Source organism: Streptomyces olivoverticillatus (assembly GCF_014203555.1).
GTDB classification, from domain to species: domain Bacteria; phylum Actinomycetota; class Actinomycetes; order Streptomycetales; family Streptomycetaceae; genus Streptomyces; species Streptomyces olivoverticillatus.
The window spans coordinates 712,721-738,380 of the sequence record NZ_JACHJH010000001.1; the positions used below are offsets into that span (position 1 = coordinate 712,721).

Annotated in this window: 29 protein-coding genes; 16 read left to right on the forward strand and 13 right to left on the reverse strand. The window is 70.1% G+C overall.

The annotated features are described in order from the left end of the window. Nucleotide 1 precedes the first annotated feature (1 nt). Nucleotides 2–1,432, forward strand: coding sequence for an aldehyde dehydrogenase family protein (locus FHS39_RS03295; RefSeq protein ID WP_184346191.1), 1,431 nt, complete (start codon nt 2–4; stop codon nt 1,430–1,432). Further along, nucleotides 1,425–2,309, forward strand: a complete 885-nt coding sequence (locus FHS39_RS03300; protein WP_184346192.1) for an aldehyde dehydrogenase family protein — start codon at nt 1,425–1,427, stop codon at nt 2,307–2,309. Before FHS39_RS03295 ends, FHS39_RS03300 begins: the two co-directional genes overlap by 8 nt. Before the next feature lie 73 nt (nt 2,310–2,382). Here the strand turns inward: FHS39_RS03300 and FHS39_RS03305 are convergent, their stop codons facing one another. Continuing rightward, complete coding sequence (locus FHS39_RS03305) at nt 2,383–2,742, reverse strand: hypothetical protein (protein ID WP_343069333.1); 360 nt, start codon at nt 2,740–2,742, stop codon at nt 2,383–2,385. Nucleotides 2,743–2,932: 190 nt separating this feature from the next. On the opposite strand from FHS39_RS03305, the gene FHS39_RS03310 reads away from it, so the two are divergent. After that, nucleotides 2,933–3,586: an ATP-binding protein gene (locus tag FHS39_RS03310; protein ID WP_184346194.1), complete on the forward strand. Its 654-nt coding sequence runs from the start codon at nt 2,933–2,935 to the stop codon at nt 3,584–3,586. Nucleotides 3,587–3,715: 129 nt separating this feature from the next. Here FHS39_RS03310 and FHS39_RS03315 read toward each other — a convergent pair whose 3' ends face one another. After that, nucleotides 3,716–4,507 carry a SigE family RNA polymerase sigma factor gene (locus FHS39_RS03315; protein ID WP_184346195.1) on the reverse strand — a complete coding sequence of 264 codons (792 nt, stop codon included), beginning with the start codon at nt 4,505–4,507 and terminating at the stop codon, nt 3,716–3,718. Nucleotides 4,508–4,714: 207 nt separating this feature from the next. On the opposite strand from FHS39_RS03315, the gene afsQ1 reads away from it, so the two are divergent. From afsQ1 to FHS39_RS03340, 5 genes are all read left to right on the forward strand, one after another. Continuing rightward, a complete protein-coding gene (gene afsQ1 / locus FHS39_RS03320) occupies nt 4,715–5,392 on the forward strand; it encodes a two-component system response regulator AfsQ1 (protein WP_184346196.1) in 678 nt (225 codons plus the stop codon). A 106-nt stretch (nt 5,393–5,498) separates the two neighbouring features. Beyond that, entirely contained in the window at nt 5,499–7,025 is a 1,527-nt protein-coding gene (locus tag FHS39_RS03325; protein ID WP_184346197.1) for a sensor histidine kinase, read from the forward strand. Then, nucleotides 7,022–7,621: a hypothetical protein gene (locus FHS39_RS03330; RefSeq protein WP_184346198.1), complete on the forward strand. Its 600-nt coding sequence runs from the start codon at nt 7,022–7,024 to the stop codon at nt 7,619–7,621. Before FHS39_RS03325 ends, FHS39_RS03330 begins: the two co-directional genes overlap by 4 nt. Nucleotides 7,622–7,688: 67 nt before the next feature. Further along, nucleotides 7,689–8,243, forward strand: coding sequence for a VanZ family protein (locus FHS39_RS03335; protein ID WP_184346199.1), 555 nt, complete (start codon nt 7,689–7,691; stop codon nt 8,241–8,243). A 105-nt stretch (nt 8,244–8,348) separates the two neighbouring features. Beyond that, on the forward strand, nt 8,349–8,558 hold the full coding sequence (locus FHS39_RS03340; protein ID WP_184346200.1) for a PspC domain-containing protein: 210 nt from the start codon (nt 8,349–8,351) through the stop codon (nt 8,556–8,558). Between the two features lie 68 nt (nt 8,559–8,626). On the opposite strand, the gene FHS39_RS03345 is transcribed toward FHS39_RS03340, so the two are convergent. Continuing rightward, nucleotides 8,627–8,995: a hypothetical protein gene (locus tag FHS39_RS03345; RefSeq protein ID WP_184346201.1), complete on the reverse strand. Its 369-nt coding sequence runs from the start codon at nt 8,993–8,995 to the stop codon at nt 8,627–8,629. 162 nt (nt 8,996–9,157) lie between these two features. Then, nucleotides 9,158–10,303: an adenosine deaminase gene (locus FHS39_RS03350; protein ID WP_184346202.1), complete on the reverse strand. Its 1,146-nt coding sequence runs from the start codon at nt 10,301–10,303 to the stop codon at nt 9,158–9,160. Nucleotides 10,304–10,407: 104 nt separating this feature from the next. On the opposite strand from FHS39_RS03350, the gene FHS39_RS03355 reads away from it, so the two are divergent. Then, nucleotides 10,408–11,175, forward strand: coding sequence for an alpha/beta hydrolase (locus FHS39_RS03355; RefSeq protein ID WP_184346203.1), 768 nt, complete (start codon nt 10,408–10,410; stop codon nt 11,173–11,175). Nucleotide 11,176: 1 nt separating this feature from the next. Here the strand turns inward: FHS39_RS03355 and FHS39_RS03360 are convergent, their stop codons facing one another. Then, complete coding sequence (locus tag FHS39_RS03360) at nt 11,177–12,109, reverse strand: LysR family transcriptional regulator (protein WP_425507727.1); 933 nt, start codon at nt 12,107–12,109, stop codon at nt 11,177–11,179. A 120-nt stretch (nt 12,110–12,229) separates the two neighbouring features. Between FHS39_RS03360 and FHS39_RS03365 the strand changes: the two genes are divergently transcribed. Then, nucleotides 12,230–13,531, forward strand: a complete 1,302-nt coding sequence (locus FHS39_RS03365; RefSeq protein WP_184346204.1) for an MFS transporter — start codon at nt 12,230–12,232, stop codon at nt 13,529–13,531. Between the two features lie 90 nt (nt 13,532–13,621). Next, nucleotides 13,622–14,545 carry a class A beta-lactamase gene (bla, locus tag FHS39_RS03370; protein ID WP_184346205.1) on the forward strand — a complete coding sequence of 308 codons (924 nt, stop codon included), beginning with the start codon at nt 13,622–13,624 and terminating at the stop codon, nt 14,543–14,545. Between the two features lie 73 nt (nt 14,546–14,618). On the opposite strand, the gene FHS39_RS03375 is transcribed toward bla, so the two are convergent. After that, nucleotides 14,619–15,218 carry a Uma2 family endonuclease gene (locus FHS39_RS03375; RefSeq protein ID WP_184346206.1) on the reverse strand — a complete coding sequence of 200 codons (600 nt, stop codon included), beginning with the start codon at nt 15,216–15,218 and terminating at the stop codon, nt 14,619–14,621. Nucleotides 15,219–15,580: 362 nt separating this feature from the next. Between FHS39_RS03375 and FHS39_RS03380 the strand changes: the two genes are divergently transcribed. Beyond that, complete coding sequence (locus tag FHS39_RS03380) at nt 15,581–16,096, forward strand: hypothetical protein (RefSeq protein WP_343069335.1); 516 nt, start codon at nt 15,581–15,583, stop codon at nt 16,094–16,096. A gap of 60 nt (nt 16,097–16,156) precedes the next feature. Here FHS39_RS03380 and FHS39_RS03385 read toward each other — a convergent pair whose 3' ends face one another. Beyond that, on the reverse strand, nt 16,157–16,357 hold the full coding sequence (locus tag FHS39_RS03385) for a DUF397 domain-containing protein (protein WP_184346207.1): 201 nt from the start codon (nt 16,355–16,357) through the stop codon (nt 16,157–16,159). After that, entirely contained in the window at nt 16,347–17,180 is an 834-nt protein-coding gene (locus FHS39_RS03390) for a helix-turn-helix domain-containing protein (protein WP_184346208.1), read from the reverse strand. The genes FHS39_RS03385 and FHS39_RS03390 overlap by 11 nt, the downstream gene beginning before the upstream one ends. A 117-nt stretch (nt 17,181–17,297) precedes the next feature. Between FHS39_RS03390 and FHS39_RS03395 the strand changes: the two genes are divergently transcribed. The 4 genes from FHS39_RS03395 (at nt 17,298) to FHS39_RS03405 (ending at nt 19,737) form a co-directional block, all read left to right on the forward strand. Next, nucleotides 17,298–17,669, forward strand: a complete 372-nt coding sequence (locus FHS39_RS03395) for a hypothetical protein (protein ID WP_184346794.1) — start codon at nt 17,298–17,300, stop codon at nt 17,667–17,669. Nucleotides 17,670–17,692: 23 nt separating this feature from the next. Further along, nucleotides 17,693–17,836 (forward strand): DUF6255 family natural product biosynthesis protein, encoded by a 144-nt coding sequence (locus FHS39_RS25935; RefSeq protein ID WP_425507734.1) that lies wholly within the window; start codon nt 17,693–17,695, stop codon nt 17,834–17,836. A 121-nt stretch (nt 17,837–17,957) separates the two neighbouring features. Further along, nucleotides 17,958–18,464 (forward strand): DUF6624 domain-containing protein, encoded by a 507-nt coding sequence (locus FHS39_RS03400; RefSeq protein ID WP_184346209.1) that lies wholly within the window; start codon nt 17,958–17,960, stop codon nt 18,462–18,464. 169 nt (nt 18,465–18,633) lie between these two features. Further along, complete coding sequence (locus FHS39_RS03405) at nt 18,634–19,737, forward strand: alpha/beta hydrolase (RefSeq protein WP_184346210.1); 1,104 nt, start codon at nt 18,634–18,636, stop codon at nt 19,735–19,737. 97 nt (nt 19,738–19,834) lie between these two features. On the opposite strand, the gene FHS39_RS03410 is transcribed toward FHS39_RS03405, so the two are convergent. From FHS39_RS03410 to FHS39_RS03430, 5 genes are all read right to left on the reverse strand, one after another. Further along, nucleotides 19,835–21,118, reverse strand: coding sequence for a thymidine phosphorylase (locus FHS39_RS03410; RefSeq protein ID WP_184346211.1), 1,284 nt, complete (start codon nt 21,116–21,118; stop codon nt 19,835–19,837). A 94-nt stretch (nt 21,119–21,212) separates the two neighbouring features. Further along, entirely contained in the window at nt 21,213–21,608 is a 396-nt protein-coding gene (locus FHS39_RS25235; protein WP_184346212.1) for a cytidine deaminase, read from the reverse strand. After that, nucleotides 21,605–22,891: an ABC transporter permease subunit gene (locus tag FHS39_RS25240; protein WP_184346213.1), complete on the reverse strand. Its 1,287-nt coding sequence runs from the start codon at nt 22,889–22,891 to the stop codon at nt 21,605–21,607. Before FHS39_RS25240 ends, FHS39_RS25235 begins: the two co-directional genes overlap by 4 nt. Further along, nucleotides 22,888–23,994, reverse strand: coding sequence for an ABC transporter permease subunit (locus FHS39_RS03425; protein ID WP_184346214.1), 1,107 nt, complete (start codon nt 23,992–23,994; stop codon nt 22,888–22,890). The genes FHS39_RS25240 and FHS39_RS03425 overlap by 4 nt, the downstream gene beginning before the upstream one ends. Further along, a complete protein-coding gene (locus FHS39_RS03430) occupies nt 23,991–25,646 on the reverse strand; it encodes an ABC transporter ATP-binding protein (protein ID WP_184346215.1) in 1,656 nt (551 codons plus the stop codon). The genes FHS39_RS03425 and FHS39_RS03430 overlap by 4 nt, the downstream gene beginning before the upstream one ends. Nucleotides 25,647–25,660 lie beyond the last annotated feature (14 nt).

Consider the following 25,660-nt stretch of genomic DNA (forward strand, 5'->3'; position numbering starts at 1 on the left):
CATGGCTTTTGAATACGCACCGGCGCCCGAGTCGCGCTCGGTCGTCGACATCGCCCCGTCCTACGGGCTGTTCATCGACGGCGAGTTCCGCGAGGCGTCCGACGGGAAGGTCTTCAAGACCGTTTCGCCGTCGACGGAGGAAGTGCTGTCGGAGGTCGCCCAGGCGTCCGCCGAGGACGTCGACGCGGCCGTCAAGGCAGCCCGCAAGGCCTTCGAGAAGTGGTCCGCGCTGCCGGGCTCCGAGCGCGCCAAGTACCTGTTCCGCATCGCGCGGATCATCCAGGAGCGCTCGCGCGAGCTGGCCGTCCTGGAGACCCTGGACAACGGCAAGCCGATCAAGGAGACCCGCGACGCGGACCTCCCGCTGGTCGCCGCGCACTTCTTCTACTACGCGGGCTGGGCCGACAAGCTGGGCCACGCCGGTTTCGGGGCGAACCCGAAGCCGCTGGGCGTGGCCGGTCAGGTCATCCCGTGGAACTTCCCGCTGCTGATGCTCGCGTGGAAGATCGCTCCGGCGCTGGCGGCGGGCAACACGGTCGTGCTCAAGCCGGCCGAGACCACGCCGCTGTCCGCGCTGTTCTTCGCCGACATCTGCCGTCAGGCCGGGCTGCCCAAGGGTGTCGTCAACATCCTGACCGGTGACGGCACGGCCGGTGCCGCGCTCGTCGCGCATGACGGGATCGACAAGGTCGCCTTCACCGGCTCCACCGCGGTCGGCAAGGCCATCGCCCGTACCGTCGCCGGTACGGACAAGCGGCTGTCCCTGGAGCTCGGTGGCAAGGGCGCCAACATCGTCTTCGACGACGCCCCCATCGACCAGGCCGTCGAGGGCATCGTCAACGGGATCTTCTTCAACCAGGGGCAGGTCTGCTGCGCCGGGTCGCGCCTTCTGGTGCAGGAGTCCATCCAGGACGAGCTGCTGGACGCGCTCAAGCGGCGGATGTCCACGCTCCGCGTGGGCGACCCGCTCGACAAGAACACCGACGTCGGTGCCATCAACTCCGCCGAGCAGCTGGCCCGCATCACCGCGCTGGCCGACAGCGGCGAGGCCGAGGGTGCCGAGCGCTGGGCGCCCGCGTGCGAGCTGCCGGACGCCGGTTACTGGTTCGCCCCGACGATCTTCACGAACGTCACTCAGGCGCACCGCATCGCCCGCGAGGAGATCTTCGGCCCCGTGCTGTCGGTGCTGAGCTTCCGTACGCCCGCCGAGGCCGTCGCCAAGGCCAACAACTCGCAGTACGGGCTGTCGGCCGGCATCTGGACCGAGAAGGGCTCGCGGATGCTGGCGGTTGCCGACAAGCTGCGCGCGGGCGTCATCTGGGCCAATACGTTCAACAAGTTCGATCCGACTTCGCCGTTCGGTGGGTACAAGGAGTCGGGCTTCGGTCGCGAGGGTGGCCGTCACGGTCTGGAGGCTTACCTCGATGTCTGATCGGCTCAGTGTTTTCAAGACCTACAAGCTGTTCGTCGGGGGCAAGTTCCCCCGGTCCGAGAGCGGGCGGGTGTACGAGGTGACGGACTCAAAGGGCAAGTGGCTGGCCAACGCCCCGCTGTCCTCCCGCAAGGACGCGCGTGACGCGGTCGTCGCGGCGCGCAAGGCGTTCGGCGGCTGGTCGGGCGCCACCGCGTACAACCGCGGCCAGATCCTCTACCGCGTCGCCGAGATGCTCGAGGGCCGTCGCGAGCAGTTCGTCGCCGAGGTCGCCGACGCCGAGGGGCTGTCGAAGTCCAAGGCCGCCGCCCAGGTGGACGCCGCCATCGACCGCTGGGTCTGGTACGCGGGCTGGACCGACAAGATCGCTCAGATCGCCGGTGGCACGAACCCGGTGGCGGGGCCGTTCTTCAACGTCTCCAGCCCCGAGCCGACCGGTGTCGTCGCCGTGCTGGCCCCGCAGGAGTCCTCCCTCCTGGGCCTGGTCTCCGTGATCGCCCCGGCGATCGCCGCCGGCAACACCGTCGTGGTCGTCACGTCGGAGAGGTCCCCGCTCCCGGCGCTGTCGCTGGGCGAGGTGCTGGCCACCTCGGACGTGCCCGGCGGCGTGGTCAACGTGCTGTCCGGCAAGACCGCGGAGATCGCCGCGCCGCTCGCCGCGCACCAGGACGTCAACGCGATCGACCTGGCCGGTGCCGACGCCGAGCTGGCGAAGGCGCTGGAGGTCGCGGCGGCCGACAACCTCAAGCGGGTTCTCCGTCCACAGCCTGTGGACTGGGCGGCCGACCCGGGCACGGAGCGGCTGATGGCGTTCCTGGAGACCAAGACCGTCTGGCACCCCACCGGGTCGCTGGGCGCCGGCGGTTCGTCCTACTGACGGACCCTGCTGCACAAAGCAGACGATGGCGGCTTCCTCAGGGGGGGAAGCCGCCATCGTGCGTCCGGGGCCGCTATCCGGGCAGGATGCCCAGCAGCTGGCCGACCAGCGGGAGGTCGCGCAGCTGGCCGGTGCTGTGGATCGGGTTCGTCAGGGCCTGGGTGCTGATCGGCTTGAAGTCGGCGATCTTGGTGCCGATGCCGTTGTCCACCGGGTCCACCGGCGTGGCCGCCAGCGGGTGGTACTTGAAGGTCTTGACCACGGGCGACAGCCCCTGCACCGACTTCTCCAGCGCGATGCCGGTGCCTTGGAAGGCCGCGGCGATGTCCGTGCGGCCGAGCTGGGCGCGCGGCGCCTGCGGGCCCTGGGCGGCCTGGGCCTCCGCCGCGCCGGCCGCGACGAGGGCGGCCCCGGCGGACACGGTCACCCCCACTCGCCGCAGGGTGCGCCTGAGGCGCGGAGGGGGGACGGGCGCTGAGCGTGCGTGACGTGCGTGGGAGGCCATGACCACCTGCCGGGATCGAGGAGCGGTGTGTGGGTTTCCATCGGTTTCCAAGGAATCGACAACGCAACGTAGTGGATTCCTCACACTTCGCGCACGCCCCGACCCAGGGGGCTCACCCATGTGGCCCAATGCCTCACACTGGTATCCCGTGACCACCCTCCTGCCCTCCGCGCGCGTCATCCTGCTCACCGGCCCGTCCGGCTCCGGCAAGTCGTCCCTCGCCGCCCGTACCGGACTGCCGGTGCTCAACCTGGACGACTTCTACAAGGAGGGCGACGACCCGACGCTGCCCCTGCTGCCGGAGGGCGGCACCGACTGGGACTCGCCACTGTCGTGGGACGCGGACGCGGCCGTCGCCGCGATCGACGCACTGTGCCGCACGGCGCGCACGAACGTGCCGGTGTACGACATCGCCACCAGCTCGCGGACCGGCGAGAGTTCCCTGGACATCGGCCGTACGCCACTGTTCATCGCGGAGGGCATCTTCGCCGCCGACATCATCGACCGCGTGCGCGACCTCGGCCACCTCGCGGACGCGCTGTGCCTGCGCGGGCGCCCCTCGACCACCTTCCGCCGCCGGCTCCTCCGCGACCTGCGCGAGGGCCGCAAGCCGGCGCTGTACCTGGTGCGGCGGGGGCTGCGGCTGATGCGCAGCGAGCGGGGCATCGTGGCCCGGCAGAGCGGGCTGGGCGCGTTCCCCTGCGGCAACGACGCGGCCATGGGGCGGATCGCCGCCGCTGCCGCCGGCCGTCGGGAGACCGCGCAGGTCTAGGGCGTGTCCCAGGACACACGAAAGCGGGCCGGCAAGTCCCCCCGACTGCCGGCCCGCTCGTTTTCCCCCGTGTTCCCCCCGCTGTTTCCTCCCCCGTGTTTCCCCCGTGCCCCCCCTTGCGAGTTCCTTCTAGGCCACCAGCTCGCCGAAGGACTCTTCGATGCCCCGGCCGGAGCCGATGGCCTCGTCTTCGCGCAGCCGGCGCAGCGAGCGCCAGATGCTGCTCTTGACCGTGCCGACGCTGATGCCCAGGATGTCCGCGATCTCGGGGTCCGTACGGCCCTCGTAGTAGCGGAGCACGAGCATCGTGCGCTGGAGCTCGGGCAGCCGGGCGAGCGCCTGCCAGAGCACGGCGCGCAGCTCGGTGCCGCGCATCGCGTCCGAGTCGCCGGCCGTCTCCGGCAGCTCCTCGGTCGGGTATTCGTTCAGCTTCCTGCGGCGCCAGGCGCTGATGTGCAGGTTGGTCATGGTGCGGCGGAGGTATCCGCCGACCGCGGCCTTGTCCGTGATGCGGTCCCAGGCGCGGTACGTGGAGAACAGCGCGCTCTGCAGCAGGTCCTCGGCCTCGTACCGGTCACCGGTGAGGTGGTACGCGGTCGCGTACAGGGAGGCGCGGCGCTCCTGGACGTAGGCGGTGAACTCCGCATCCGTCCGCGAGACGCTCACAGCCTTGTCCCCCGTGGCCCCCGAGGCGCCCCCCGCGCCTCCTGCGGCCTCCCCGTACGCGATCGCGTCGATGGCCACCATGTACGGCGGCCGCCCACGTCCGGTACCGCGAGCGCACCCCCGCCCTCCCCCAAGCTCTCGGCTTCGCTCGAGCAGGGAGGTGCCCCCACCGACACCGGACTTCTCCGCGCTCCGGCCGGTGTCGTGAAGGCGCGTGCGAACTGCGCTGTTCGTGGTGCTGTGCAGTGTGTTCATCTCGCGCCCCCCGTCGGTGGAGCCAGCTCGGTCCGTCAGTGACCCGGACCTCGGTTTCGCCCGGTGCACCAAAGCCTGCCGGGCCAGTTTCATCGCGCTGTCCGCCGACTGTCACAGCCCTGCAACAGCCCGTGCCGCCGCCGTTGCCGGATCGCTGCGGAGTCCTTCTGTCGAACTACCGGCCACTCTTAGGCCAGAATGGCCACCGTGCCTTTCCTGTTGCTGATCGAGGACGACGACGCCATCCGCACGGCCCTCGAGTTCTCCCTGTCCCGTCAGGGCCACCGTGTGGTGACCGCGGCGACGGGCGAGGACGGCCTGAAGCTGCTGCGCGAGCAGCGGCCGGATCTGATCGTGCTGGATGTGATGCTGCCCGGCATCGACGGTTTCGAGGTGTGCCGGCGCATCCGGCGCACGGACCAGCTGCCGATCATCCTGCTCACCGCGCGCAACGACGACATCGACGTGGTGGTGGGGCTGGAGTCCGGTGCGGACGACTACGTGGTCAAGCCCGTGCAGGGCCGGGTGCTGGACGCCCGGATCCGGGCGGTGCTGCGCCGCGGGGAGCGGGAGTCGAGCGATTCGGCCTCGTTCGGTTCGCTGGTGATCGACCGCTCGGCGATGACCGTCACCAAGAACGGCCAGGACCTCCAACTGACCCCGACCGAGCTGCGGCTGCTGCTGGAGCTCAGCCGCCGCCCGGGCCAGGCGCTCTCCCGGCAGCAGTTGCTGCGCCTGGTGTGGGAGCACGACTATCTCGGCGACTCACGGCTGGTGGACGCCTGTGTGCAGCGGCTGCGGGCCAAGGTCGAGGACGTGCCGTCCTCACCGACCTTGATCCGTACGGTCCGCGGGGTGGGTTACCGGCTCGACGCCCCGCAGTGACTTCGCGGGGGCTTGCGGCAGGGGCAGTGACGACCATCAGGACTGAGAGAACGCAGTGACACAAGAGCCCGGTCGGGTGCGGGGCTGGGCGGCGGCCAGGAACGTCATGAAGCTGAGCGTGCGGTGGATCAGCCTGCGGCTGCGGCTGATGCTGGTCTTCGCCCTGGTGGCGCTCGCCGCCGCCGTGTCGGCCTCCGGCATCGCCTACTGGCTCAACCGCGACGCGGTCCTCACCCGGACCCAGAACGCCGCCCTCGACGACTTCCGCAAGTCCCTGCAGGACAACACCGGTTCGCTGCCGCTCATGCCGACCTGTCCGGAGCTGCAGGAGGCCGCGGACCGGATGGCGGCCACCTCGCAGAAGTACGAGGTGCTGCTGATCGGCAAGGTCAAGGGCGGCGACTGCGAAGCGCCCTCGAACCGCGACCTGTTCACGCTCAAGGTCGTGCCGCAGACGCTGGTCACCGCCGTCAACCGGGAACGCAAGGTCGACGAGTCGAACCCGTACCCGTACCACCTGTACTGGCAGCGGATCACGCTCGGCGGCAAGCCGTACCTGGTCGGCGGCGCGAAGGTGATCGGCGGCGGGCCCACCGGCTATCTGCTGAAGTCCCTGGAGAACGAGCGGGCCGACCTCAACTCGCTCGCCTGGTCGCTGGGGATCGCCACCGGCCTGGCCCTGATCGGCTCCGCCCTGCTCGCGCAGGCCGCCGCCTCCACCGTGCTGCGGCCCGTACAGCGCCTCGGCGACGCCGCGCGGCGGCTCGGCGAGGGAAAGCTGGACACCCGGCTTGAGGTGTCGGGCACGGACGAGCTGGCGGACCTGTCGCGGACGTTCAACAAGACTGCCGAATCGCTGCAGCGGCGGGTGGAGGACCTGAGCGCGCGGGAGGCCTCCAGCCGCCGCTTCGTGGCCGACATGTCGCACGAGCTGCGCACCCCGCTCACGGCGATCACGGCCGTGACCGAGGTGCTGGAGGACGAGGCGGACTCCCTCGACCCGATGATCGCCCCGGCGGTGCAGCTCGTGGTGAGCGAGACCCGCAGGCTGAACGACTTGGTGGAGAACCTGATGGAGGTCACCCGCTTCGACGCGGGCACGGCCCGGCTGGTCCTGGACGACGTGGACGTCGCCGACCAGGTCACCGCCTGCATCGACGCGCGCGCCTGGCTGGACGCCGTCGAACTGGACGCCGAGCGCGGCATCATGGTCCGCCTCGACCCGCGCCGCCTGGACGTCATCCTCGCCAACCTGATCGGCAACGCCCTCAAGCACGGCGGCTCGCCCGTGCGGGTCTCCGTGCGGACCGAGGACGACTCGCTCCGCATCGACGTGCGCGACCACGGGCCCGGCATCCCCGAGGACGTCCTGCCGCACGTCTTCGACCGCTTCTACAAGGCGAGCGCCTCCCGCCCGCGCTCCGAGGGCAGCGGGCTGGGCCTGTCCATCGCGCTGGAGAACGCGCACATCCACGGCGGCGAGATCACGGCCGCCAACTCGCCTGAGGGCGGTGCGGTCTTCACGCTCGTCCTGCCCAATGCGGAACCCCCGACGGAGGCCGAAGAAGCGTCCGGGCCGGCCGACGGCGAGGACCGCTCCGACTCCGGCTCCGCGGAAGGGGGCACGCAGTGAGACGCACCACCGCTTTGCGCACCGCCGCCCTGGCAGCGGGCCTCACCGTGCTCACCGGCTGCGGAATCCGCGGCACCGCGGTCCCCGTGGACGCCGGGAGCGCCCCTTCGCGCGCCGCGTGCGTGGTACGCCCCGGCGCTCAGGGCACGCCGCCCGCCTCCGGCTTCGCGACCCAGTCCGTCCACCTCGTGTGCAGCTCCCAGCTACTGCCCGTGACCCGGACGCTCGCCCTCCCCGGCGACTCCGCCGACGCGCTGACCGTGGCCCGCGCCCTGCTTGCGGAGCTGCAGCGCCAGCCCTCGCCCGCCGAGGAAGAGGCGGGCTTCACCACCGACGTGCCCCGGCAGCTGGCCGTCGACGGGCCGCACAAGGGCGACCCCGCGGAGACGCTGCGCCTGAACAGGGCGCCGGACGAGCTGCCTCCGGTCGGGCTCGCGCAGCTCGTGTGCACGTACGTCGGCACGGCCGCGGCCGACGGGCGGCAGGTGGTGCTGCTCGGCGGGCCGGGCGGCGAGGCGCCCAAGAGCTATCCGTGCTCCGACGACACGCGCACTCATCCGGAGACCGTACAGAGCACCGGCACGTCCGTCTCCTGAGAGGGCCGCTGACTCTCCGTGCCCGACCGGCGGAACCGCGCGCCCCGCGTGCGGCGTCATGGGGGGCGTGCAGCGTCATGGCTACGGCGGTACGCCCGCCCTCCGATACCGCTACCGCGTGGCGGGCTGTGTCCTCCTGGCCGTCCACCTCCTCGTGGTCGGCTGGCTCGCCCTGCGGCCGCTGACCGCACCCTGGGTGACCGCCGCGCACCTGGAGCCGCTGGCCACGATCCGCGCCGATCTGGCGCTGGGCCCGTGGGAGGCGGCGCGCACCATAGGGGGCGGGGTGCTGCCGTTCGCACCGCTGGGCGTGCTGCTGCCGTGGGCGGGCGGGCGCATCGCGGTCTCGCCGCTGGGCTCGCTGACCCGTACGGTCTTCACCTGCGCCATGCTCTCGCTGGCCCTGCAGGTCGTCCAGAGCGGGGTGGCGGGCCAGGTGCTGGACGTGGACGGGCTGCTGCTGAACCTGTCCGGGGTGACGCTGGCCCACCTCGCCGTCGTCCCCGCCATAAGGGCGCGACTCCGTCGCAGGTCGGACGGGGGCCCTACCCGGCCCCTCCGCCGGGAGGAGGCCCCCAAGGGGCTGACCCCGACGATCCCGAGGGTCGGGATCGCACCGTAGGGTGACGCTTTGTCCCGGGCGCGGCCATAGCGTTTGAGGCATCGGGAAAACGTTCCCGCCGATGCTTCCGACAAGCCGATGCTTTCGACAACAGGAGTCGCCGCCATGTCCGCTCTGGTCCGCCCCCGTAACCACAGGATGATCGCCGGAGTCTGCGCGGGCCTGGCCGAACGGTTCGGGATGTCCCGCACGACGATGCGGGTGATCTTCCTGCTGTCGTGCCTGCTGCCCGGCCCGCAGTTCCTGCTCTACATCGCGCTGTGGATCCTGATGCCCGCCGAGGGCAGCAGCCGCAAGACGGTCGCCGATTGGTGAACCGCGAAAAGGCGGGCCGCACGCCCCCTGGTGAGGGGTAGATGCGGCCCGCCTTTTGCGTACCGTCGTCAGCGGTTCCCGGTGCCGAGGCCCGGCAGCGAGAAACCATTCGCCGGGACGAGCTTGGTCACGCTCCCCAGAGGACCGGCGTTGCCCTTGTTGTCCCTCATGGGGACGTTGGGCGCGAGCGCCATGTCGGCCGCCTTGGCCGACTGCTCCAGGACGCCGGAGTCGACCGTCCGCTTGGTGGCCTGGACGACCGGGCCGCCCGGCAGCAGGGGTGCGACCTCTTCGAGGGGGAGCCCCCTCGACGCGCCCGTGACCGTGGTGGTGGCCCCTTCCAGCGTGCCGGCCGCCGAGGCGGTGCCGGCCGTGACGGCGGCGAGGGCGGCACCGAGGACGGCGACGCCAAGAGACCTGAGGGTTGCCTGCTTCATGAGTTCTGTCCTCGTGACGGGGATTTTGAGCGGCACTGCAAAGTAGTCACGAGTCCGGCGGCCCCGCAATCAATGACACGGCCGGGACCCGAAGGCCCCGGCCGCATTCACGCTATTCGCACCTGATCAGCCGTCAGGCATCCCCTTTGCGGGAATTGCTGGTCAGACGGTTCCCGTCGAGGTCTGACGGAACAGCCACTCGGACTTCAACTCCGCGTAACCCGGCTTGATCACGTCATTGATCATCGCGAGACGTTCATCGAATGGGATGAACGCCGACTTCATGGCGTTGACGGTGAACCACTGCATGTCGTCCAGCGTGTACCCGAAAGCCTTGACCAGGTGCTCGAATTCGCGGCTCATGCTGGTTCCGCTCATAAGGCGATTATCGGTATTCACCGTCGCCCGGAAGTGCAGCTTGCGCAGCAGCCCGATCGGGTGCTCTTCGTACGAGGCGGCCGCGGCGGTCTGGAGATTCGAGGTCGGGCACATCTCCAGCGGAATGCGCTTGTCCCGGACGTAGGACGCCAGCCGGCCGAGCTTGACCGAACCGTCCTCCGCGATCTCGATGTCGTCGATGATCCGCACACCGTGCCCGAGCCGGTCCGCGCCGCACCACTGCAGGGCCTGCCAGATGGACGGCAGGCCGAAGGCCTCGCCCGCGTGGATGGTGAAGTGGTTGTTCTCGCGCTTGAGGTACTCGAACGCGTCCAGGTGACGGGTGGGAGGGAAGCCCGCCTCGGCGCCCGCGATGTCGAAGCCGACGACGCCGGAGTCGCGGTAGCGGTTGGCGAGTTCGGCGATCTCCAGCGCGCGGGCCGCGTGCCGCATGGCGGTCAGCAGCGCGCCGACGCGGATGCGGTGACCGGCCGCCCGGGCCCGGCGCTCGCCCTCGCGGAAGCCTTCGTTCACGGCCTCGACGACCTGCTCCAGGGTGAGCCCGGCCTCCAGGTGCTGCTCGGGGGCGTAGCGCACCTCGGCGTAGACGACGCCGTCCTCGGCCAGGTCCTCGGCGCACTCGGCGGCCACCCGGACCAGGGCCTCGCGGGTCTGCATGACGGCACAGGTGTGCGCGAAGGTCTCCAGGTAGCGCTCCAGCGAACCGGAGTCGGCCGCCTCGCGGAACCAGACGCCCAGCTTGTCCGGGTCGGTCTCGGGAAGCTTGTCGTAGCCGATCTCCCGGGCCAGATCGACGACCGTGCCGGGGCGCAGGCCGCCGTCGAGGTGATCGTGCAGCAGCACCTTGGGCGCGCTGCGGATCTGCTCGGGGGTCGGAGAGTTCGATGAGGGGGTGGTCTCGCTCGTCATTTCGGCACTCTAGCCCCTACGCGCGTAGATGTCGGCGAACGATACGGAACGGTGACCCATCGGCGGGGTGGACACCACCCGTCCTTCTGCCATCGTTGTCTGCCGTGACTCAGCATGCGCTGCCGCAGCGAGATCCAGAAGTAACGGCCCGCCTCGGAAAGCCGCTCGGCTCGGGGCTGAGCGTGCACGGAGTGGCCCTGCTGCTGCCCGCGGGCAGCGCGGCCGGGACCCGGCGCCCGTCCTTCCGGGCGCTGGCCGCCCAGCGCCCGCTGGCCCGCCGGCTGACGCGCGCGGGCGAGGAGGACGGCCTGGTCGTCCACGTGGTCCGCTACCGCCACCGGGGCTGGAACGGGCCCGCCGCCGACCCGGTCCACGACGCGCAGTGGGCCGCCGAGGAGGTCGTACGCCGCTACGGCGACGTCCCCGTGTGCCTGATCGGGACGGGCATGGGCGCCCGCGCCGCGCTGCGGGCCGCCGGGCATCCGGCCGTCACGGCGGTGCTGGCCATCGCCCCCTGGCTGCCGGAGCCCGAAGCGCTGCTGGACCCGGACCCCGTGCGGCAGCTGGTGGGCCGGCGGGTGCTGCTGGTGCACGGCACCAACGACGAGCGCACGGACCCGGATCTGTCCTACCGGCTGGCCGAGCGGGCCAAGAAGCTCAACCGCGATGTCTGCCGCTTCGAGGTCCACTCGGACGGGCACGGCCTGCAGCAGCACCGTCCCGAAGTGCAGGCGCTGGTCGTCGACTTCGTGCGCGGCACTCTGTTCGGCCACCACTTCGCGCGGCCGGTGGCGGACGCGCTGGCGGCTCCGCCGCCGCTGGGCCTGCGGATGCCGCTCGCCTCCGGCTTCGGGCAGTCGCTGCATCACTGACTCACCTGTGCAGCAGGAGCTGCCCCCGGCGTGAGAGCAGGAACCGCTTGAACGCCGCCACCGGGGGCGTGTCCGGATGCCCGTCCAGCCACGCCACCCCGATCTCCCGCACCGCCCGCGGCGCGGTGACCGCCAGCTCGACGACGCCCGGCCGCGGCACGGCCGGTGGCGGCAGCAGCCCGACCCCGAGCCCCGCCGCCACCAGCCCGCGCAGCGTCTCCGGGTCCTCCCCCTCGAACGCGATCTTCGGCGTGAACCCCGCCTCCGCGCACAGCGCGTCCGTGATGCGCCGCAGCCCGTACCCCGGCTGCAGGGTGACGAAGAGCTCGGTGGCGGCCTCCGCCAGCCGGATGCGCTTGCGCACCGCGAGCGGGTGGTCGTCGGGCACGACCAGGCGCAGCTTCTGCTCGTCCAGCCGCCGGGCGACCAGGTCCGGCGCGTCCGGCACGGGCGAGGTGAGGCACAGGTCGAGGTCGCCGTCGCGCAGCCCCTCCAGCATCGCCTCGCCGTAGTTCTGCACGAGTTGGAAGCGCACGCGCGGATGGTCGGTGCGGAAGGCCCTTATGAGCTCGGGTACCGTCTCCGAGCCCATGGTGTGCAGAAAGCCGAAGGCGACCTTGCCCGTCGCCGGGTCGGCGTCGGCCCGTACGGACTCGGCGGCGCGGTCGACCTCCGCCAGGGCCCGTTCGACAGTGCCGAGGAAGGCGCGGCCCGCGGCGGTCAGGGAGACGGTGCGCCCGTGCCGGGCAAACAGGGCGACGCCCAGGTCCTGTTCGAGGCGGGCCATCGACCTGCTGAGCGTGGACTGCGGCACGCCGAGCCGGTGCGCGGCGCGCGTGACGTGCTCGTGCCGGGCGACCGCGGCGAACTGCGCGAGGCGCGGGGTGAGCGTCGCCGCCCAGGAGTCCGCGTCCAGACCGGCGCGCGCCTGCATGTCTTTTTCATTGCCGTGCGGTGACAAGGGCCTTCCTGACCTGTGTTGATGCAACAGTGGATCGATTATCGCCATTCTGTGCATTGGACGCATCAAATGCATCGCCCATACGTTTGAGGCATGCCTCCCGCCGATACCGGGGCATCCGTCGTCGTTCAGCGCCCGGGTGCCTTCACCGCGTCGTCCCTTCAGTCCTCCTCCGACTCCGATGACACCCGGCTGCTGCCCGGCGGGTCCGGCTACCGCCGGATGAGCTTCGCGCTCTTCGCCGCGGGTGTCGCGACGTTCGCCCTCCTCTACTCCACGCAGGCCCTGCTTCCCGCGATCTCAGCGGGCCTGGGCGTGGCGGCGGACGAGGCGAGCTGGACGGTCTCCGCCGCGACGGGCGGGCTCGCGCTCGCGGTCGTCCCGCTCAGCGCCCTCTCCGAGCGCTACGGCCGTCGTCAGACGATGACCGTGTCGCTGTGCGTGGCCGCGTTCATCGCCCTCCTGGTGCCGTTCGCTCCGGACCTGGGCTGGCTGACGGCACTGCGCGCCGTCCAGGGCGCCGCGCTGGCCGGGGTGCCGGCGTCGGCGATGGCGTATCTGGCCGAAGAGGTCCGGCCCAAGGCGCTGGTCGGCGCGATCGGCCTGTTCGTGGCGGGCAACAGCATCGGCGGCATGACCGGCCGCATCCTGGCCGGCTGGGTGGCGCAGGCGTGGGGCTGGCGGGCCGGTCTGGCCGCGGTCGGCGTCCTCGCGGTCGTCTGCGCGGCCGCTTTCCGCCTGCTGATCCCCAAGGCGCGCCACTTCTCCCCCACCGCGGTCTCGCCGCGGGCCCTGGCCCGTACGGTCGCCGGCCACCTCTCCGATCCGCTGCTGCGGCGGCTGTACGCGATCGGTGCGCTCTTCATGACCGTCTTCGGCGCGGTGTACACGGTGGTCGGCTACCGCCTGGCGGACGAGCCGTTCTCGCTGCCCCAGGGCGTCGTCGGCTCGGTCTTCCTGATCTACCTGGTCGGCACGGCGTCCTCGGCCGCGGCCGGCAAGCTCGTGGCCCGCATGGGCCGCCGCGGTGCGCTGTACCTGGCGGTGGGCACGACGGGCACCGGCCTGCTGCTGACGGTCGGTTCGTCGCTGGCCGCGGTGCTGTCGGGTCTGGTCCTGATCACGGCGGGCTTCTTCGCGGGCCACGCGGTGGCGTCGTCCTCGGTGAGCCGCACGGCGAAGACGGGCCGCGCCCAGGCCTCGGCCCTCTACCAGACGGCGTACTACGTGGGCAGCTCCGTGGGCGGCACCCTGGGCGCCCTGGCCTTCCGGGGCTTCGGCTGGGACGGCACGGTGGTCCTGGGCCTGGCGGCGATGGTGGCGGCGGCCTCGATCACCCTGTACGCGACGCGGCGGGCGATGGTGGAGCAGCGGCTGGTGGTGGGGCGCCGCTGATGCGGCTTGCTCGGGCTTAAACGGAACCGTCTCACTCAAATGGGGCGTCATGAATGACGTCCCATCCGGAGTGAGAAGGAGACAGAAGTCTTGGGTATCACAGGAACGCGACCGTCCCGCCGCGCGATACTGGGCGTCGGTGCCGGCACAGCGCTTGCGGCCGTTTCCACGGGTGGGAGAGCATTTGCTTCAACTCCCAACGAGGATGAGATCGTCGGGCAGTTGCAGGAGCTGGAGAAGGCCCATTCCGTCCGTCTCGGAGTGTTCGCCCACAACACGGCCACGGGCGGCACCGTGCAGTATCGCGCGGACGAGCTGTTCCCCATGTGCTCGGTGTTCAAGACGCTCGCCGCCGCGGCGGTCCTGCACCGGGACAAGGACGGTGAGCTCCTGGGCAAGCGCCTCCGCTACACGGAGGAGCAGGTCAGGAAATCGGGCTATGCGCCGGTCACCGGGAAGCCCGAGAATCTCGCCAACGGCATGACCGTCGAGGAACTGTGCGCTGCCACCGTCGGCCAGAGCGACAATGCCGCCGCGAACCTGCTGCTGCGTGAGCTCAAGGGCGACAAGGGCCCCGAGGCGATCACGGACTTCTGCCGCTCGATCGGGGACGGCACGACCCGGCTCGACCGGTGGGAGCCCGAGCTGAACTCGGCGGAGCCGGACCGCGAGACCGACACCACCAGCCCGAGGGCCATCGGAGAGACCTACCGGAAGCTCCTCCTCGGCACGGCACTCACCTGCCGGGACCGCGACCGGCTCAAGGCCTGGCTGGTCGCCAACACGACCAACGGCGAACGTTTCCGCAAGGGCCTGCCCGCGGACTGGACCCTGTCGGACAAGACGGGCGGCGGAAAGGATTACGGGGTGGCCAACGACGTGGGCGTCGTGTGGCCTCCGCACCGACGGCCGATCGTGCTGGCCGTCCTGTCGACCGGCCTTACGGCGACCGCACCGACGGACAACGCGGTGGTTGCCCGGACTGCCGCGCTCGTGAGGGCGGCTCTGGCCTGACCCGTCCCTGCACACCCGCGAGCCCGGCGGCGGCGTGTCACGCCCTGCCGGGCTGCCGCTCTGCCGTTCGGCGTCAGTCGACGGGGAACACCCCGGTGTCGATGGTTACGTCGAACGGCGCAGGAAGGTGGACCTCGTCCCCGAACTTGCCTGCCTGCAACACTCGGTAGACGTCATCTTTCGGTTCGCCATAGAGGGTGATGGTCGGCCCGCCTTGCGCCCAGCTGTCGACCAGGAGATAGAGCGGCGCTCCGGCATGCGCGAACGCCGCGGGCTTGCTGATCCGGTCATGGCGGAGGCTCGACTTCGGGGTGATCTCTGCGATGAACGTGGAGGCGATCGCCGGAATGAATTGCTCCGACTCGGACAGCTCCATCAGTTCACTCTCCGGCGCGACCACAAGGTCCGGGATGAAGAGGCCGCTCCGAGAAGGCACGGAAACCGCAAGCGCCTGATAGACACCCCAGTCCTCGGGGATCACGGTGTACAGCGCGCGCTGGATCTTTCCCGCGATGACGTTGTGCCTGTTGGCAGGCGCTGGTGACACGGTGATGATCCCCTCGATGATCTCCACCTTGCAGCCCTCGGGGGCGTCCGTCTCTTCCCAGATCCGGACCAGCTCGTCCCACTCGTGGCCGTAGCCTTCCGAGTGATCGACGGTGAGTGCGCTCACGGCGGTCTCCTTATCGGTGCATCACCGATCCCAGCATGCCGAACGGGACCGACAGCGGTCCACCGGACTCGTTCACCCATACGAGCCATACGGGCCCCTCGGGTACGAGTACCGAGGCCGCCTCTCACCTGACGCACACTCATACCAGCCCCTCAGCCCTCTGGTTGGCGTTTACCGGCTGTGACGCGCTTCTCACATCGCGGTCGAACGGGGTGACATCCATTCCACCATCCGCTGTCCTTGGCCATCGACAGTCGTGAAATGAGCATGTCGAATAGGGCTGGTGTGAATTGGACAGACATTTCCGTCAACTGTGGAGCGGTACGACGCGGGCGGCCGTCCGAAGCAGGTTCGCCGCCGTCGTGGGAGCAGTTGCGCTGATCGCGGCCGCCTTCACCGGCACGGCCACCGCTGCGACCAGCAGTGCCTCGAGGGCCGGTGGATGGTCCTGCTCCGGGGCGCCCGTTCCGGCCGGGTACGTCATCACCAACTACAACCGCAGCGGATGCAACGGCGCGGGCGCCTGGTACCAGGAGCCCGTGCGGGACGGAATCTGGACCTGCTCGGGCTCGCCGATCGTGTCCGGCTACGTCATCAGCAACTACAACCGCACCGGGTGCAGCGGCATCGGCGCCTGGTACCACCAGCTGGTCCGGAACGGCATCTGGACCTGCTCCGGCTCGCCGATCGTGCCCGGCTACGTCGTCACCAACTACAACCGCAGCGGATGCAACGGCATCGGCGCCTGGTACCACCAGCTGGTCCGGAACGGCATCTGGACCTGCCCCGGCTCGCCCATTCCGGCCGGCTACCGCAGCACCACATACAACGCGGGCGGCTGCAGCGGCCTCGGGGCCTGGTACACGGTGCGCGCCTGACCGTACGGTCACGCCTTTCCACGACCGCCGCCTCGTGTGGGGCGGCGGTCGCGCCGTCATTCAGCGCATGCTGTCGACGAACGCTGCCCACGTCCGTGCGGGGAGAGCCAGGGCGGGGCCCTGGGGGTTCTTGGAGTCACGGACGTAGACGACGTGCGGTCGGGTGTCGTTGACTTCGAGGCAGTTGTCCCCGCCTTGCCCGTCACCGGCGCCGCTGTAGCTCGACTTGCGCCACGTCGATATGCGGTGCTCAGAGCCCATGCTCGTACTCCTCTGCCACGGAAGTGACCAGGGCCAGCGACGCCTCAGCAGACAACGCGTCACCCAATGCGAGGTCCCAAGCAGTCTGGCACTGGGCAACCCTCGCCGGATCGTCATGGATGTGCCCTGTTCTGACCCCTTCAAGGTATGCCACCGGAGGTGCATCGTCGAACTTCAGCAAGGACAGCATCCCTGGGGAAAGCGCGTGTGCGCCAGCGCTGAAGGGGAGAACGTGCAGTCGGATGCGACCGCTGTCAGCCAGCTGAGAGACGTGGCGCAGTTGTGCGGCCATGGCGCCTGGTCCGCCGACTACCCTACGCAGCGCATGCTCGTCGAGAAGCACCCACATCACCGGCCCGTCCGGCCCTTCGAGAATGCGCGCCCTCGCTAGGCGCTGCACAACTCGGTTGTCAATTTCGGCTGCCGTCGGGTTGGTCAGCGCAAAACGGAAGATTGCACGGGCGTACGGCTCGACTTGCAGCAGACCTGGCACGAGGGCTGCTGCGTACTCCTGAATGCAGGAAGCCTGCTCCTGCAGTTCCGCTACATGCGTGAAGTGCACAGCGAACCGCGCCGTGCCCAGCGTCGGAAGGAAGCGGACGAAGAAGCCGTCCGTACCCAACTCCTTGTCCAACCGACTTGCGTCCTCAACGGATGGTTTTCGTCGTCCGGCTTCGAAGTGGGCGATCATCGAGGCCGAGCAAAACATCGCGTCTGCGAGTGACTGCTGGGTGTGTCCTGCAGCTTCGCGCCGGATCCGCAGCTCCTCCCCGTAGGCCTTCCGCACGGTCGCCCCCTCCGGAGATCGAATGTCGTTGGCCATGACTAACACCTCTCCTTGACGCCCGCGTTGGAGAGCCAAACCCCCTTCCGAACCATAGCTCCGCACCGGAACGATCCGGACACAGTCCGTGAGAACTCCACCCCGGAAGGGATTGCCATGCAGCACGACCAGCCCAGACCGCACCCGGACACCCTGACGTACCGCGAAGGCGCGTACGTGATCGACACCCGCAGCGCGACGCTCGCGCAAGTCATGGGCACCCTCGGCCCACGCGTGCAAGTGCGGAAGCCCGGCGGGGGCCGCGAGTGGGAGGTGCCCCCGCAGGCCCTGCGGCTGGCGACGCGGGCCGAATGCGATACGGGCGGGGTCCGGTCCGGCTCGCCAGTCGGGTGTACGGAGTGCACCGAGCTGGAGGCGGCGCGGCGAGAAGCCGTTACCCACGGCGACAGCGAGCGCATCGTGGACGCCACCATCGCCGTCCGCAGCCACTTCCGCGACGCGCACCTCATGCCCGGGAGGACGTGGTGACGCGCTACGCCGCGGGGCGTCTGGTGCCCAACTGCCCGCACCGCTCGGGCTGGACGCACACCCGTGGCGAATCGCGCTGCAAGTGCTGCGGGGTGCGCCGCTTCACGGAGTACGGGGCGCTACGGCCACCAGGGCTGCCGCTTCGCACGACATCCCCTCGCCTGTAGATCCATTATCGCCGCTCCCCTCCCCACCTGTCACCGTTCCCCAGAACGATCTTTGTGCCGGTTTGCCGCTTTAGAGTTCCAGGCGACCTGCACGAATCACCATTCCGACCTGGAGAAAAGAGTGACTCACGACATCGCCGCCCTCGCGGCCGAACTCATCCGCATGGCCGCGGCGGATCACCAGGCCTCGGCTCAGGCCAACAGCGAGGACCCGGCCGGGCAGTTGGCCTGGCGGCGGCTGACCGCACGCAACGGTGACCGGCTCGGCGCGATCATGGACGAGTACGGGTGGCCGACGGCGGAGACGGTCGGCGAGGACGCCGCGCGCAGCGCCTGGCTGATCGCTCAGCACGCCGACCGGCAGCTCGACGTGCAGCGGCGCGCGCTGGGACTGATGGAGCAGGCCGTGGCGGCGGGGGCGGCGAGCCCCCGCGAGCTGGCCTTCCTGCGCGACCGGACGCTCGTCAACGAAGGCCGCAAGCAGATCTACGGCACCCAGATCGCCGGAGTGCGCGACGGCGCGCCCCTCCCCTGGCCCTGTGAAGATCCGGAGCGGATGGACATCCTGCGCGCCGAGGTCGGGATCGAGCCGTTTGACGTGTACGTCGCCAAGTTCTCCCCGGCCTGACCCCGCGCCGGGCCGCCCGGGAGCCCGGCGGCCCATTTTTATGATGGTTTTGTGCCAAGCACGCGCTTCCGGTCCATTTCTGGAACCCGGGGCACTCGCTCGCTCATCCGCAAAGACGGAACTGACCGTCTTGTCCATGTGGGGCAGCACCAGCCGGAGCGAGCAAAGCATGATCACGAACTCACCCACCGGGGGCTACCAGTCGGCAGGCCGACGCCGCGCCTCCCGCGCCAAACGGCTGCTCATCGCCGTGGCGTCCGTCGCCACCCTCGGCCTGATCGCCTGGCCGGTGATGAGCTACTACGAGATCCCGCCGTTCACCGACAAGGGCGACCCCGTCAGCTACGGCGGGGGCGGGGGCGCGGGCGGCGGGAAGAACGCCGACTCCAAGACGCTGATGCCCACCGGCCCGCAGGCCGACTTCAAGAACGCCAAGACGCTCCCCGACGGCACCCACGTCAGCGTCGTCACCCTGGACGGCAAGAAGTCCGGCTTCAAGGGCAAGGTGTGGGTCTGGGCGCCCAAGGAGTACACCGACGACCCGAAGTTCGCCTCCAGCGGCTTCCCCGTCATGATCGCCCTGCCCGGCGGGCCCGGCAACGACGGCAACTACTGGTCGATCGGTGAGTTCGGCCCGGACAAGCTCTCGCTGGAGAAGAGCGTCTCCAAGTGGTACAGCGAGGGCAAGAGCAAGCCCTTCCTGCTGGCCATGCCGATCCTCAACCCCGGCCCGGACGACCACGGCATCTACTGGGACGCCAGCGACATCCCCGACCAGCCCAAGATGGGCACCTGGCTGACCGAGGACGTCCCGGACCTGATGAAGGCCAATTTCCGGACGATCAAGTCCCGTGACGGCTGGAGCTACATGGGCTCCTCCACCGGCGGCTTCGCCAGCCTCAAGTCCGTGCTCAAGCACCCGGACAAGTTCAAGACCGCCATCGCCAACGGTCCGGACATCGTGCCCGACTCCCCGCTGTGGCGCGGCCACGAGAGCATACGACAGCAGAACAACCCCGAGGTCCTGGCCAAGCAGCTGGCGGCCACCAAGGGGCCTGACGTCTACATCGCCTTCCAGTACGGCACGAAGGAGAACGCGAAGATGATCGCGGACGTCAAGAAGTTCACGGCCACGTACGGCAAGGGCCCCGTCCACACCAAGACCTGGGAGATACCGGGCGGCACCCACAACGGGGGCACGTACCTCTCGAACATGGAGGCCCCAATGCAGTGGATCAGCGACCAGATGGAGGGGCCGACGCCGTCCTCCTGAGTTCCCCGGCGGCGCGCGGCCCTCGGCGCCGGACGGCGGAAGGGACCGGCGGAATTCCGCCGGTCCCTTCCGTCATGCAAAGAGCTAAGACAGCCGCCTACGCGATCCGGTCCAGCACGATCGGGTTCGCCGTGAACTCCGTGCCCGCCGCCGCGATCTCGACGCCGCCCTCCAGGGCCGCCAGCGCGTAGTCGAACTTCTCCGGCGTGTCCGTGTGCAGCGTCATCAGCGGCTGACCGGCCACGACGGAGTCACCCGGCTTGGCGTGCATCTCGATGCCCGCACCCGCCTGCACCGGGTCCTCCTTGCGGGCGCGGCCCGCGCCGAGGCGCCAGGCCGAGACGCCCACCGCGTACGCGTCCAGCTTGGTGAGGACGCCGGACTCCGTCGCCGTCACCACGTGCTGCTCACGGGCCACCGGCAGCGTCGCGTCCGGGTCGCCGCCCTGCGCGATGATCATGCGGCGCCAGTGGTCCATGGCCGAGCCGTCGGCCAGGGCCTTGGCCGGGTCGGCGTCCTTCACGCCGGCCGCCTCCAGCATCTCCCGGGCCAGGGCCAGGGTCAGCTCGACGACGTCCGCCGGGCCGCCGCCCGCGAGGACCTCCACCGACTCGCGGACCTCGAGCGCGTTGCCCGCGGTCAGGCCGAGCGGGGTGGACATGTCGGTCAGCAGCGCCACGGTCTTGACGCCGTGGTCGGTGCCGAGGCCGACCATCGTGGAGGCGAGCTCGCGCGCGTCCGCGATGTTCTTCATGAAGGCGCCGGAGCCGACCTTCACATCGAGGACGAGCGAGCCCGTGCCCTCCGCGATCTTCTTCGACATGATGGACGAAGCGATCAGCGGGATCGCCTCCACCGTGCCGGTGACGTCGCGCAGCGCGTAGAGCTTCTTGTCCGCCGGGGCCAGGCCGTCGCCCGCCGCGCAGATGACGGAGCCGACGTCCCGCAGGACCTGCATCATCTCGTCGTTCGACAGCAGCGCGCGCCAGCCGGGGATGGACTCCAGCTTGTCCAGCGTGCCGCCGGTGTGGCCGAGGCCCCGGCCCGACAGCTGCGGGACGGCCGCGCCGCAGGCGGCGACCAGCGGGGCGAGCGGCAGCGTGATCTTGTCGCCGACGCCGCCGGTGGAGTGCTTGTCCGCCGTGGGCAGCGGGAGCGAGGAGAAGTCCATGCGCTCGCCGGACTTGATCATCGCAGCCGTCCAGCGGGCGATCTCGGCACGGTCCATGCCGTTGAGCAGGATGGCCATCGCGAGCGCGGACATCTGCTCGTCGGCGACGACGCCGCGCGTGTAGGCGTCGATGACCCAGTCGATCTGCTCGTCGGTCAGACGGCCGCGGTCGCGCTTGGCGCGGATAACGGAAATGGCGTCCATCAGCACATTTTCCTTAGGTTCGTAGTCCTCAGGTCTTCCCGGGGCCGGAAAGTGACCCGGACGGGCTGAACATCAGCCCGTCCGGCGCTTGGGAACATCTTCAACGATTCAGGTCGGCGGGCCCAAACGCGTCAGGCAGCAGTTCGGCCAGCGGGCGGATGCCCTTGGTCGTGTCCACGGCCAGCTCCGGACCGCCGTGCTCCCACAGCAGCTGGCGGCAGCGGCCGCACGGCATCAGCACGTTGCCGTGCCGGTCGCAGCAGGTGAAGGCGGTCAGCTTGCCGCCGCCGGTGGCGACGAGCGAGGAGACCATGCCGCACTCGGCGCACAGGGCGACCCCGTAGGCGGCGTTCTCCACGTTGCAGCCGGTGACGATGCGGCCGTCGTCGACGAACGCCGCGGCGCCCACGGGGAAGTCGGAGTACGGGGCGTAGGCCCGGGACATCGCGTCCCGGGCCTGCCCACGCAGCTCCTCCCAGTCGATGGGAGAGGTCACTTGCCCTGACCCTTCCGGTACGGCTTGCCGTCGGCCTTGGGCATCCGCAGCCGCTGCGCGGAGAGCGAGAGGACGAGCAGCGTCGCGACGTACGGGGTGGCGTCGACGAACTCCAGCGGCACGGTCTTGGTGAGCGCGTACCAGAGGACGAGCGCCAGGGCGAAGGAGCCGCTGATGATCGCGGGCTTCTTCTTGCCCTGCTTGAAGCGCCACAGCGCCAGGCCGGCCGCCAGCACCGCGACGAGCAGCAGCAGCGCGTGGACGGTCGGGCCGCCGGAGCGCAGCTGGAGGCTGTCCATGAAGCCGAACAGGCCCGCGCCCATGGCGACGCCGCCCGGACGCCAGTTACCGAAGATCATCGTGGCGAGACCGATGTAGCCGCGCCCGCCGGTCTGACCGTCGGAGTACATGTGCGTGCCGATGGCCAGGAACGCGCCGCCGAGGCCCGCGAGGCCGCCGGAGACGATCACGGCCCAGTACTTGTACTTGTAGACGTTGACGCCGAGGGACTCGGCCGCCACCGGGCTCTCACCGCAGGAGCGCAGCCGCAGGCCGAAGGCCGTGCGCCAGAGCACGTAGAACGTGCCGACGAACAGGGCCGCCGAGACGATCGTCAGCCAGGAGACGTCGGTGACCAGGCCGCCGAGGACACCCGCCACGTCGGAGACGAGGAACCAGTGGTGCTTCTCGATGGAGTGCAGCCAGTCGGACAGCCCCGGGATGGAGAAGTTCGGCATGTTGGCCATGACGGGCGACTGCTTGTCGTTGCCGCCCGCCTGCTGGGCCGCGCTGCCCTCGGCACCGAACCACAGCTTGGCCAGGTACTGGGTGACGCCCAGGGCCAGGATGTTGATGGCCACACCGGAGATGATGTGGTCCACGTTGAAGGTGACGGTGGCGATCGCGTGCAGGAGGCCGCCGACGGCGCCGCCGACGACGCCCGCGAGGGCGGCGATCCACGGGCCGTGCTGCCAGCCCATCCAGCCGGCACAGAAGGTGCCGAGCATCATCATGCCTTCGAGGCCGATGTTGACGATGCCGGCGCGCTCGGCCCACAGGCCGCCGAGACCGGCGAGGCCGATGGGCACGGCGGCGGCAAGGGCGCCGGAGAACTGGCCGGAAGAGGTCAGGTCGACCGCGCCGGTGATCTGCCGCAGGGCGGCCAGCACGATCATCGCGCCGGCGACGATCAGCAGCACCACGGGGGTGGAGAGCTTGCGGCGCTCCCCCTTGTTCTTTCCGCTCAGCTTCTCGGCGATGGCGGAGGTGAAGGTCGTACTCACGCGGATACCTCCGCCTTGTCGCTGTTGCCGGCCTGGGCGGCGAGTTCCTCGCCGACCTTGCGCTGCTGGGCCTTGAGTCCGTAGCGCCGGACGATCTCGTAGGCGATGACGACGCACAGGACGATGACGCCCTGGATCACGCCGACGATCTCCTGGGCGTAGCCCTCGAACTCGAGCTGGGTGCCGGTGCGCTCCAGGAAGCCCCAGAGCAGGGCGGCGAGCGCCATGCCGACGGGGTTGTTGCGGCCGAGCAGCGCGATGGCGATGCCGGTGAATCCGATGCCGGTGGGGAAGTCGGTGCCGTAGTTGTACGAGACGCCGAGCAGGGTCGGCATGCCGACGAGGCCGGCGATGGCGCCCGAGAGCAGCATGGAGGTGATCACCATGCGCTTGACGCTGACGCCGGAGGCCTGCGCGGCGGACTCGGAGCGACCGACGGTGCGCAGGTCGAAGCCGAAGCGGGTCCGGTTGAGGACGAACCAGTAGGCGACGCCCGCGAGGGCCGCGACCACCACGAAGCCGTAGACCGGCTTGGGCTGGGTCGGGATCTCGAAGAAGTGCGCGCTGTCGGGCAGGTAGGGCGTGTGGATGAGGTTGCCCTCCTTCACCGCCAGCCGCCCGTCCTGCAGGAAGTAGCCGATCACCGAGGCGCCGATGGCGTTCAGCATGATGGTGCTGATCACCTCGTTGACGCCGCGGGTGACCTTCAGCAGGCCGGCGAGGCCGGCCCACATCGCGCCGACCAGCATCGCGACGATGATGATCACCGGGATCTGGACGATGCCCGGGAAGGCGAGCTTCCCGCCGACCACGGCGGCGAAGAAGGCCGCGATGCGGTACTGGCCGTCGACGCCGATGTTGAACAGGTTCATCCGGAAGCCGATGGCCACCGCCAGCGCGGACAGGTAGTACGGCGTCGCCTTGTTGACGATCCAGATCTGGCTGTCGCTCTTCGAGCCGAAGTCGACCATGACCTGGTAGGCGTGGAACGGGTCCTTGCCGGTGGCCGCGATGATGATCGAGGTGATCGCCAGGGCGGCGACGATCGCGAGGACCGGCGCGGCGAAGCCCAGGATCAGCTTGTTCTTGTCGAGCCGCTTCACTCGGAGTCACCGCCTTCCCGCTCGTTGCTGTCCTCGGTCGGCTCCTCGGTGTGCTCGAGGTGGCCGGATGCGGCACCGGTCATGGCCGAGCCCAACTCCTCCGGGGTGATGGTGGCGGGGTCCGCGTCGGCGACCAGACGGCCGCGGAACATCACCCGCAGGGTGTCGGAGAGCCCGATGAGCTCGTCCAGGTCTGCCGAGATCAGCAGCACCGCCAGGCCCTCGCGGCGCGCCTCGCGGATCTGGTCCCAGATCTGCGCCTGGGCGCCGACGTCCACGCCCCGGGTGGGGTGCGCGGCGATGAGGAGCTTGGGCTGGTGGCTCATCTCGCGGCCGACGATCAGCTTCTGCTGGTTGCCACCGGAGAGCGAGGCCGCGGTGACCTCGATGCCGGGCGTACGGACGTCGTACTCGCGCACGATCCGCTCGGTGTCCTGGCGGGCGGCCTTGCTGTCCAGCAGGCCGCGCTTGCTGTTGGGCCGCTCGGTGACGTGACCGAGGATGCGGTTCTCCCACAGCGGGGCCTCGAGGAGCAGGCCGTGGCGGTGACGGTCCTCGGGGATGTAGCCGATGCCGTCCTCGCGCCGCTTGCGCGTGGGGGCCTTGGTGATGTCGGCGTCGTCGAGGGTGACGGTGCCCGCGTCGGGGGTGCGCATGCCCATGATGGCCTCGACGAGCTCGGCCTGGCCGTTGCCCTCCACACCCGCGAGGCCCAGGACCTCGCCCTTGTGGATGGTGAAGCCGATGCCGTCGAGGACGGCGCGGACGACGCCGTCGGAGTCGGTGGCCGACAGGTGCAGACCGTCGACGGTCAGCATCGGGACGTCGGTGACCGTGGACTCGCGGGTCTCCGGCGAGGGCAGTTCCTCGCCGACCATCAGCTCGGCGAGCTGCTTGGGCGTGGTCTCGCTGGGGACCGCGGTGCCCACGGTGGTGCCGCGCCGGATGACGGTGATGTCGTCGGCGACGGAGAGTACCTCGCCCAGCTTGTGCGAGATGAAGATGACCGTCAGACCCTCGGCCTTGAGCTCGCGCAGGTTGTCGAAGAGCGCGTCGACCTCCTGCGGGACCAGCACGGCGGTCGGCTCGTCGAGGATCAGCGTGCGGGCACCGCGGTAGAGGACCTTGAGGATCTCCACGCGCTGGCGGTCGGCGACGCCGAGGTCCTCGACGAGGACGTCCGGGCGCACACCCAGGCCGTAGGCGTCGGAGATCTCCTTGATCTTCGCGCGGGCCTTGTTGCCGATGCCGTGGAGCTTCTCGGCGCCGAGGACGACGTTCTCAAGGACGGTGAGGTTGTCGGCGAGCATGAAGTGCTGGTGCACCATGCCGATGCCGCGCCCGATGGCGTCGGCGGGGGTGTGCAGGGTGACCTGCTCGCCGTCGAGCGTGATGGTGCCCTCGTCCGGCTTCTGCATGCCGTAGAGGATCTTCATCAGGGTCGACTTGCCGGCGCCGTTCTCGCCGCACAGGGCGTGGACGGTGCCGCGGTGGACGGTCAGGTGGATGTCGTGGTTGGCCACGACGCCGGGGAACCGCTTGGTGATGCCCGCGAGCTCTACCGCGGGGGCGGCAGTGCCGGGCTCTTTGGTGGACGCTTTGATGGCGCACTCTCCTCGGGGAAGGGAGCGGGGAAGCCGGGGTTCGGCCATGCGGGGGTCGGCCG

Excerpts from the sequence above, each read along its gene's own strand:
- FHS39_RS03295 (WP_184346191.1), top strand. The coding sequence starts at position 2 with ATGGCTTTTGAATACGCACCGGCGCCCGAGTCGCGCTCGGTCGTCGAC.
- FHS39_RS03300 (WP_184346192.1), top strand. The coding sequence starts at position 1,425 with ATGTCTGATCGGCTCAGTGTTTTCAAGACCTACAAGCTGTTCGTCGGG.
- FHS39_RS03310 (WP_184346194.1), top strand. The coding sequence starts at position 2,933 with ATGTGGCCCAATGCCTCACACTGGTATCCCGTGACCACCCTCCTGCCC.
- FHS39_RS03315 (WP_184346195.1), bottom strand. The coding sequence starts at position 4,507 with ATGAACACACTGCACAGCACCACGAACAGCGCAGTTCGCACGCGCCTT.
- FHS39_RS03325 (WP_184346197.1), top strand. The coding sequence starts at position 5,499 with ATGAAGCTGAGCGTGCGGTGGATCAGCCTGCGGCTGCGGCTGATGCTG.
- FHS39_RS03340 (WP_184346200.1), top strand. The coding sequence starts at position 8,349 with ATGTCCGCTCTGGTCCGCCCCCGTAACCACAGGATGATCGCCGGAGTC.
- FHS39_RS03345 (WP_184346201.1), bottom strand. The coding sequence starts at position 8,995 with ATGAAGCAGGCAACCCTCAGGTCTCTTGGCGTCGCCGTCCTCGGTGCC.
- FHS39_RS03350 (WP_184346202.1), bottom strand. The coding sequence starts at position 10,303 with ATGACGAGCGAGACCACCCCCTCATCGAACTCTCCGACCCCCGAGCAG.
- FHS39_RS03360 (WP_425507727.1), bottom strand. The coding sequence starts at position 12,109 with ATGCAGGCGCGCGCCGGTCTGGACGCGGACTCCTGGGCGGCGACGCTC.
- FHS39_RS03365 (WP_184346204.1), top strand. The coding sequence starts at position 12,230 with ATGCCTCCCGCCGATACCGGGGCATCCGTCGTCGTTCAGCGCCCGGGT.
- FHS39_RS03385 (WP_184346207.1), bottom strand. The coding sequence starts at position 16,357 with ATGGGCTCTGAGCACCGCATATCGACGTGGCGCAAGTCGAGCTACAGC.
- FHS39_RS03390 (WP_184346208.1), bottom strand. The coding sequence starts at position 17,180 with ATGGCCAACGACATTCGATCTCCGGAGGGGGCGACCGTGCGGAAGGCC.
- FHS39_RS03395 (WP_184346794.1), top strand. The coding sequence starts at position 17,298 with ATGCAGCACGACCAGCCCAGACCGCACCCGGACACCCTGACGTACCGC.
- FHS39_RS03405 (WP_184346210.1), top strand. The coding sequence starts at position 18,634 with ATGATCACGAACTCACCCACCGGGGGCTACCAGTCGGCAGGCCGACGC.
- FHS39_RS03430 (WP_184346215.1), bottom strand. The coding sequence starts at position 25,646 with ATGGCCGAACCCCGGCTTCCCCGCTCCCTTCCCCGAGGAGAGTGCGCC.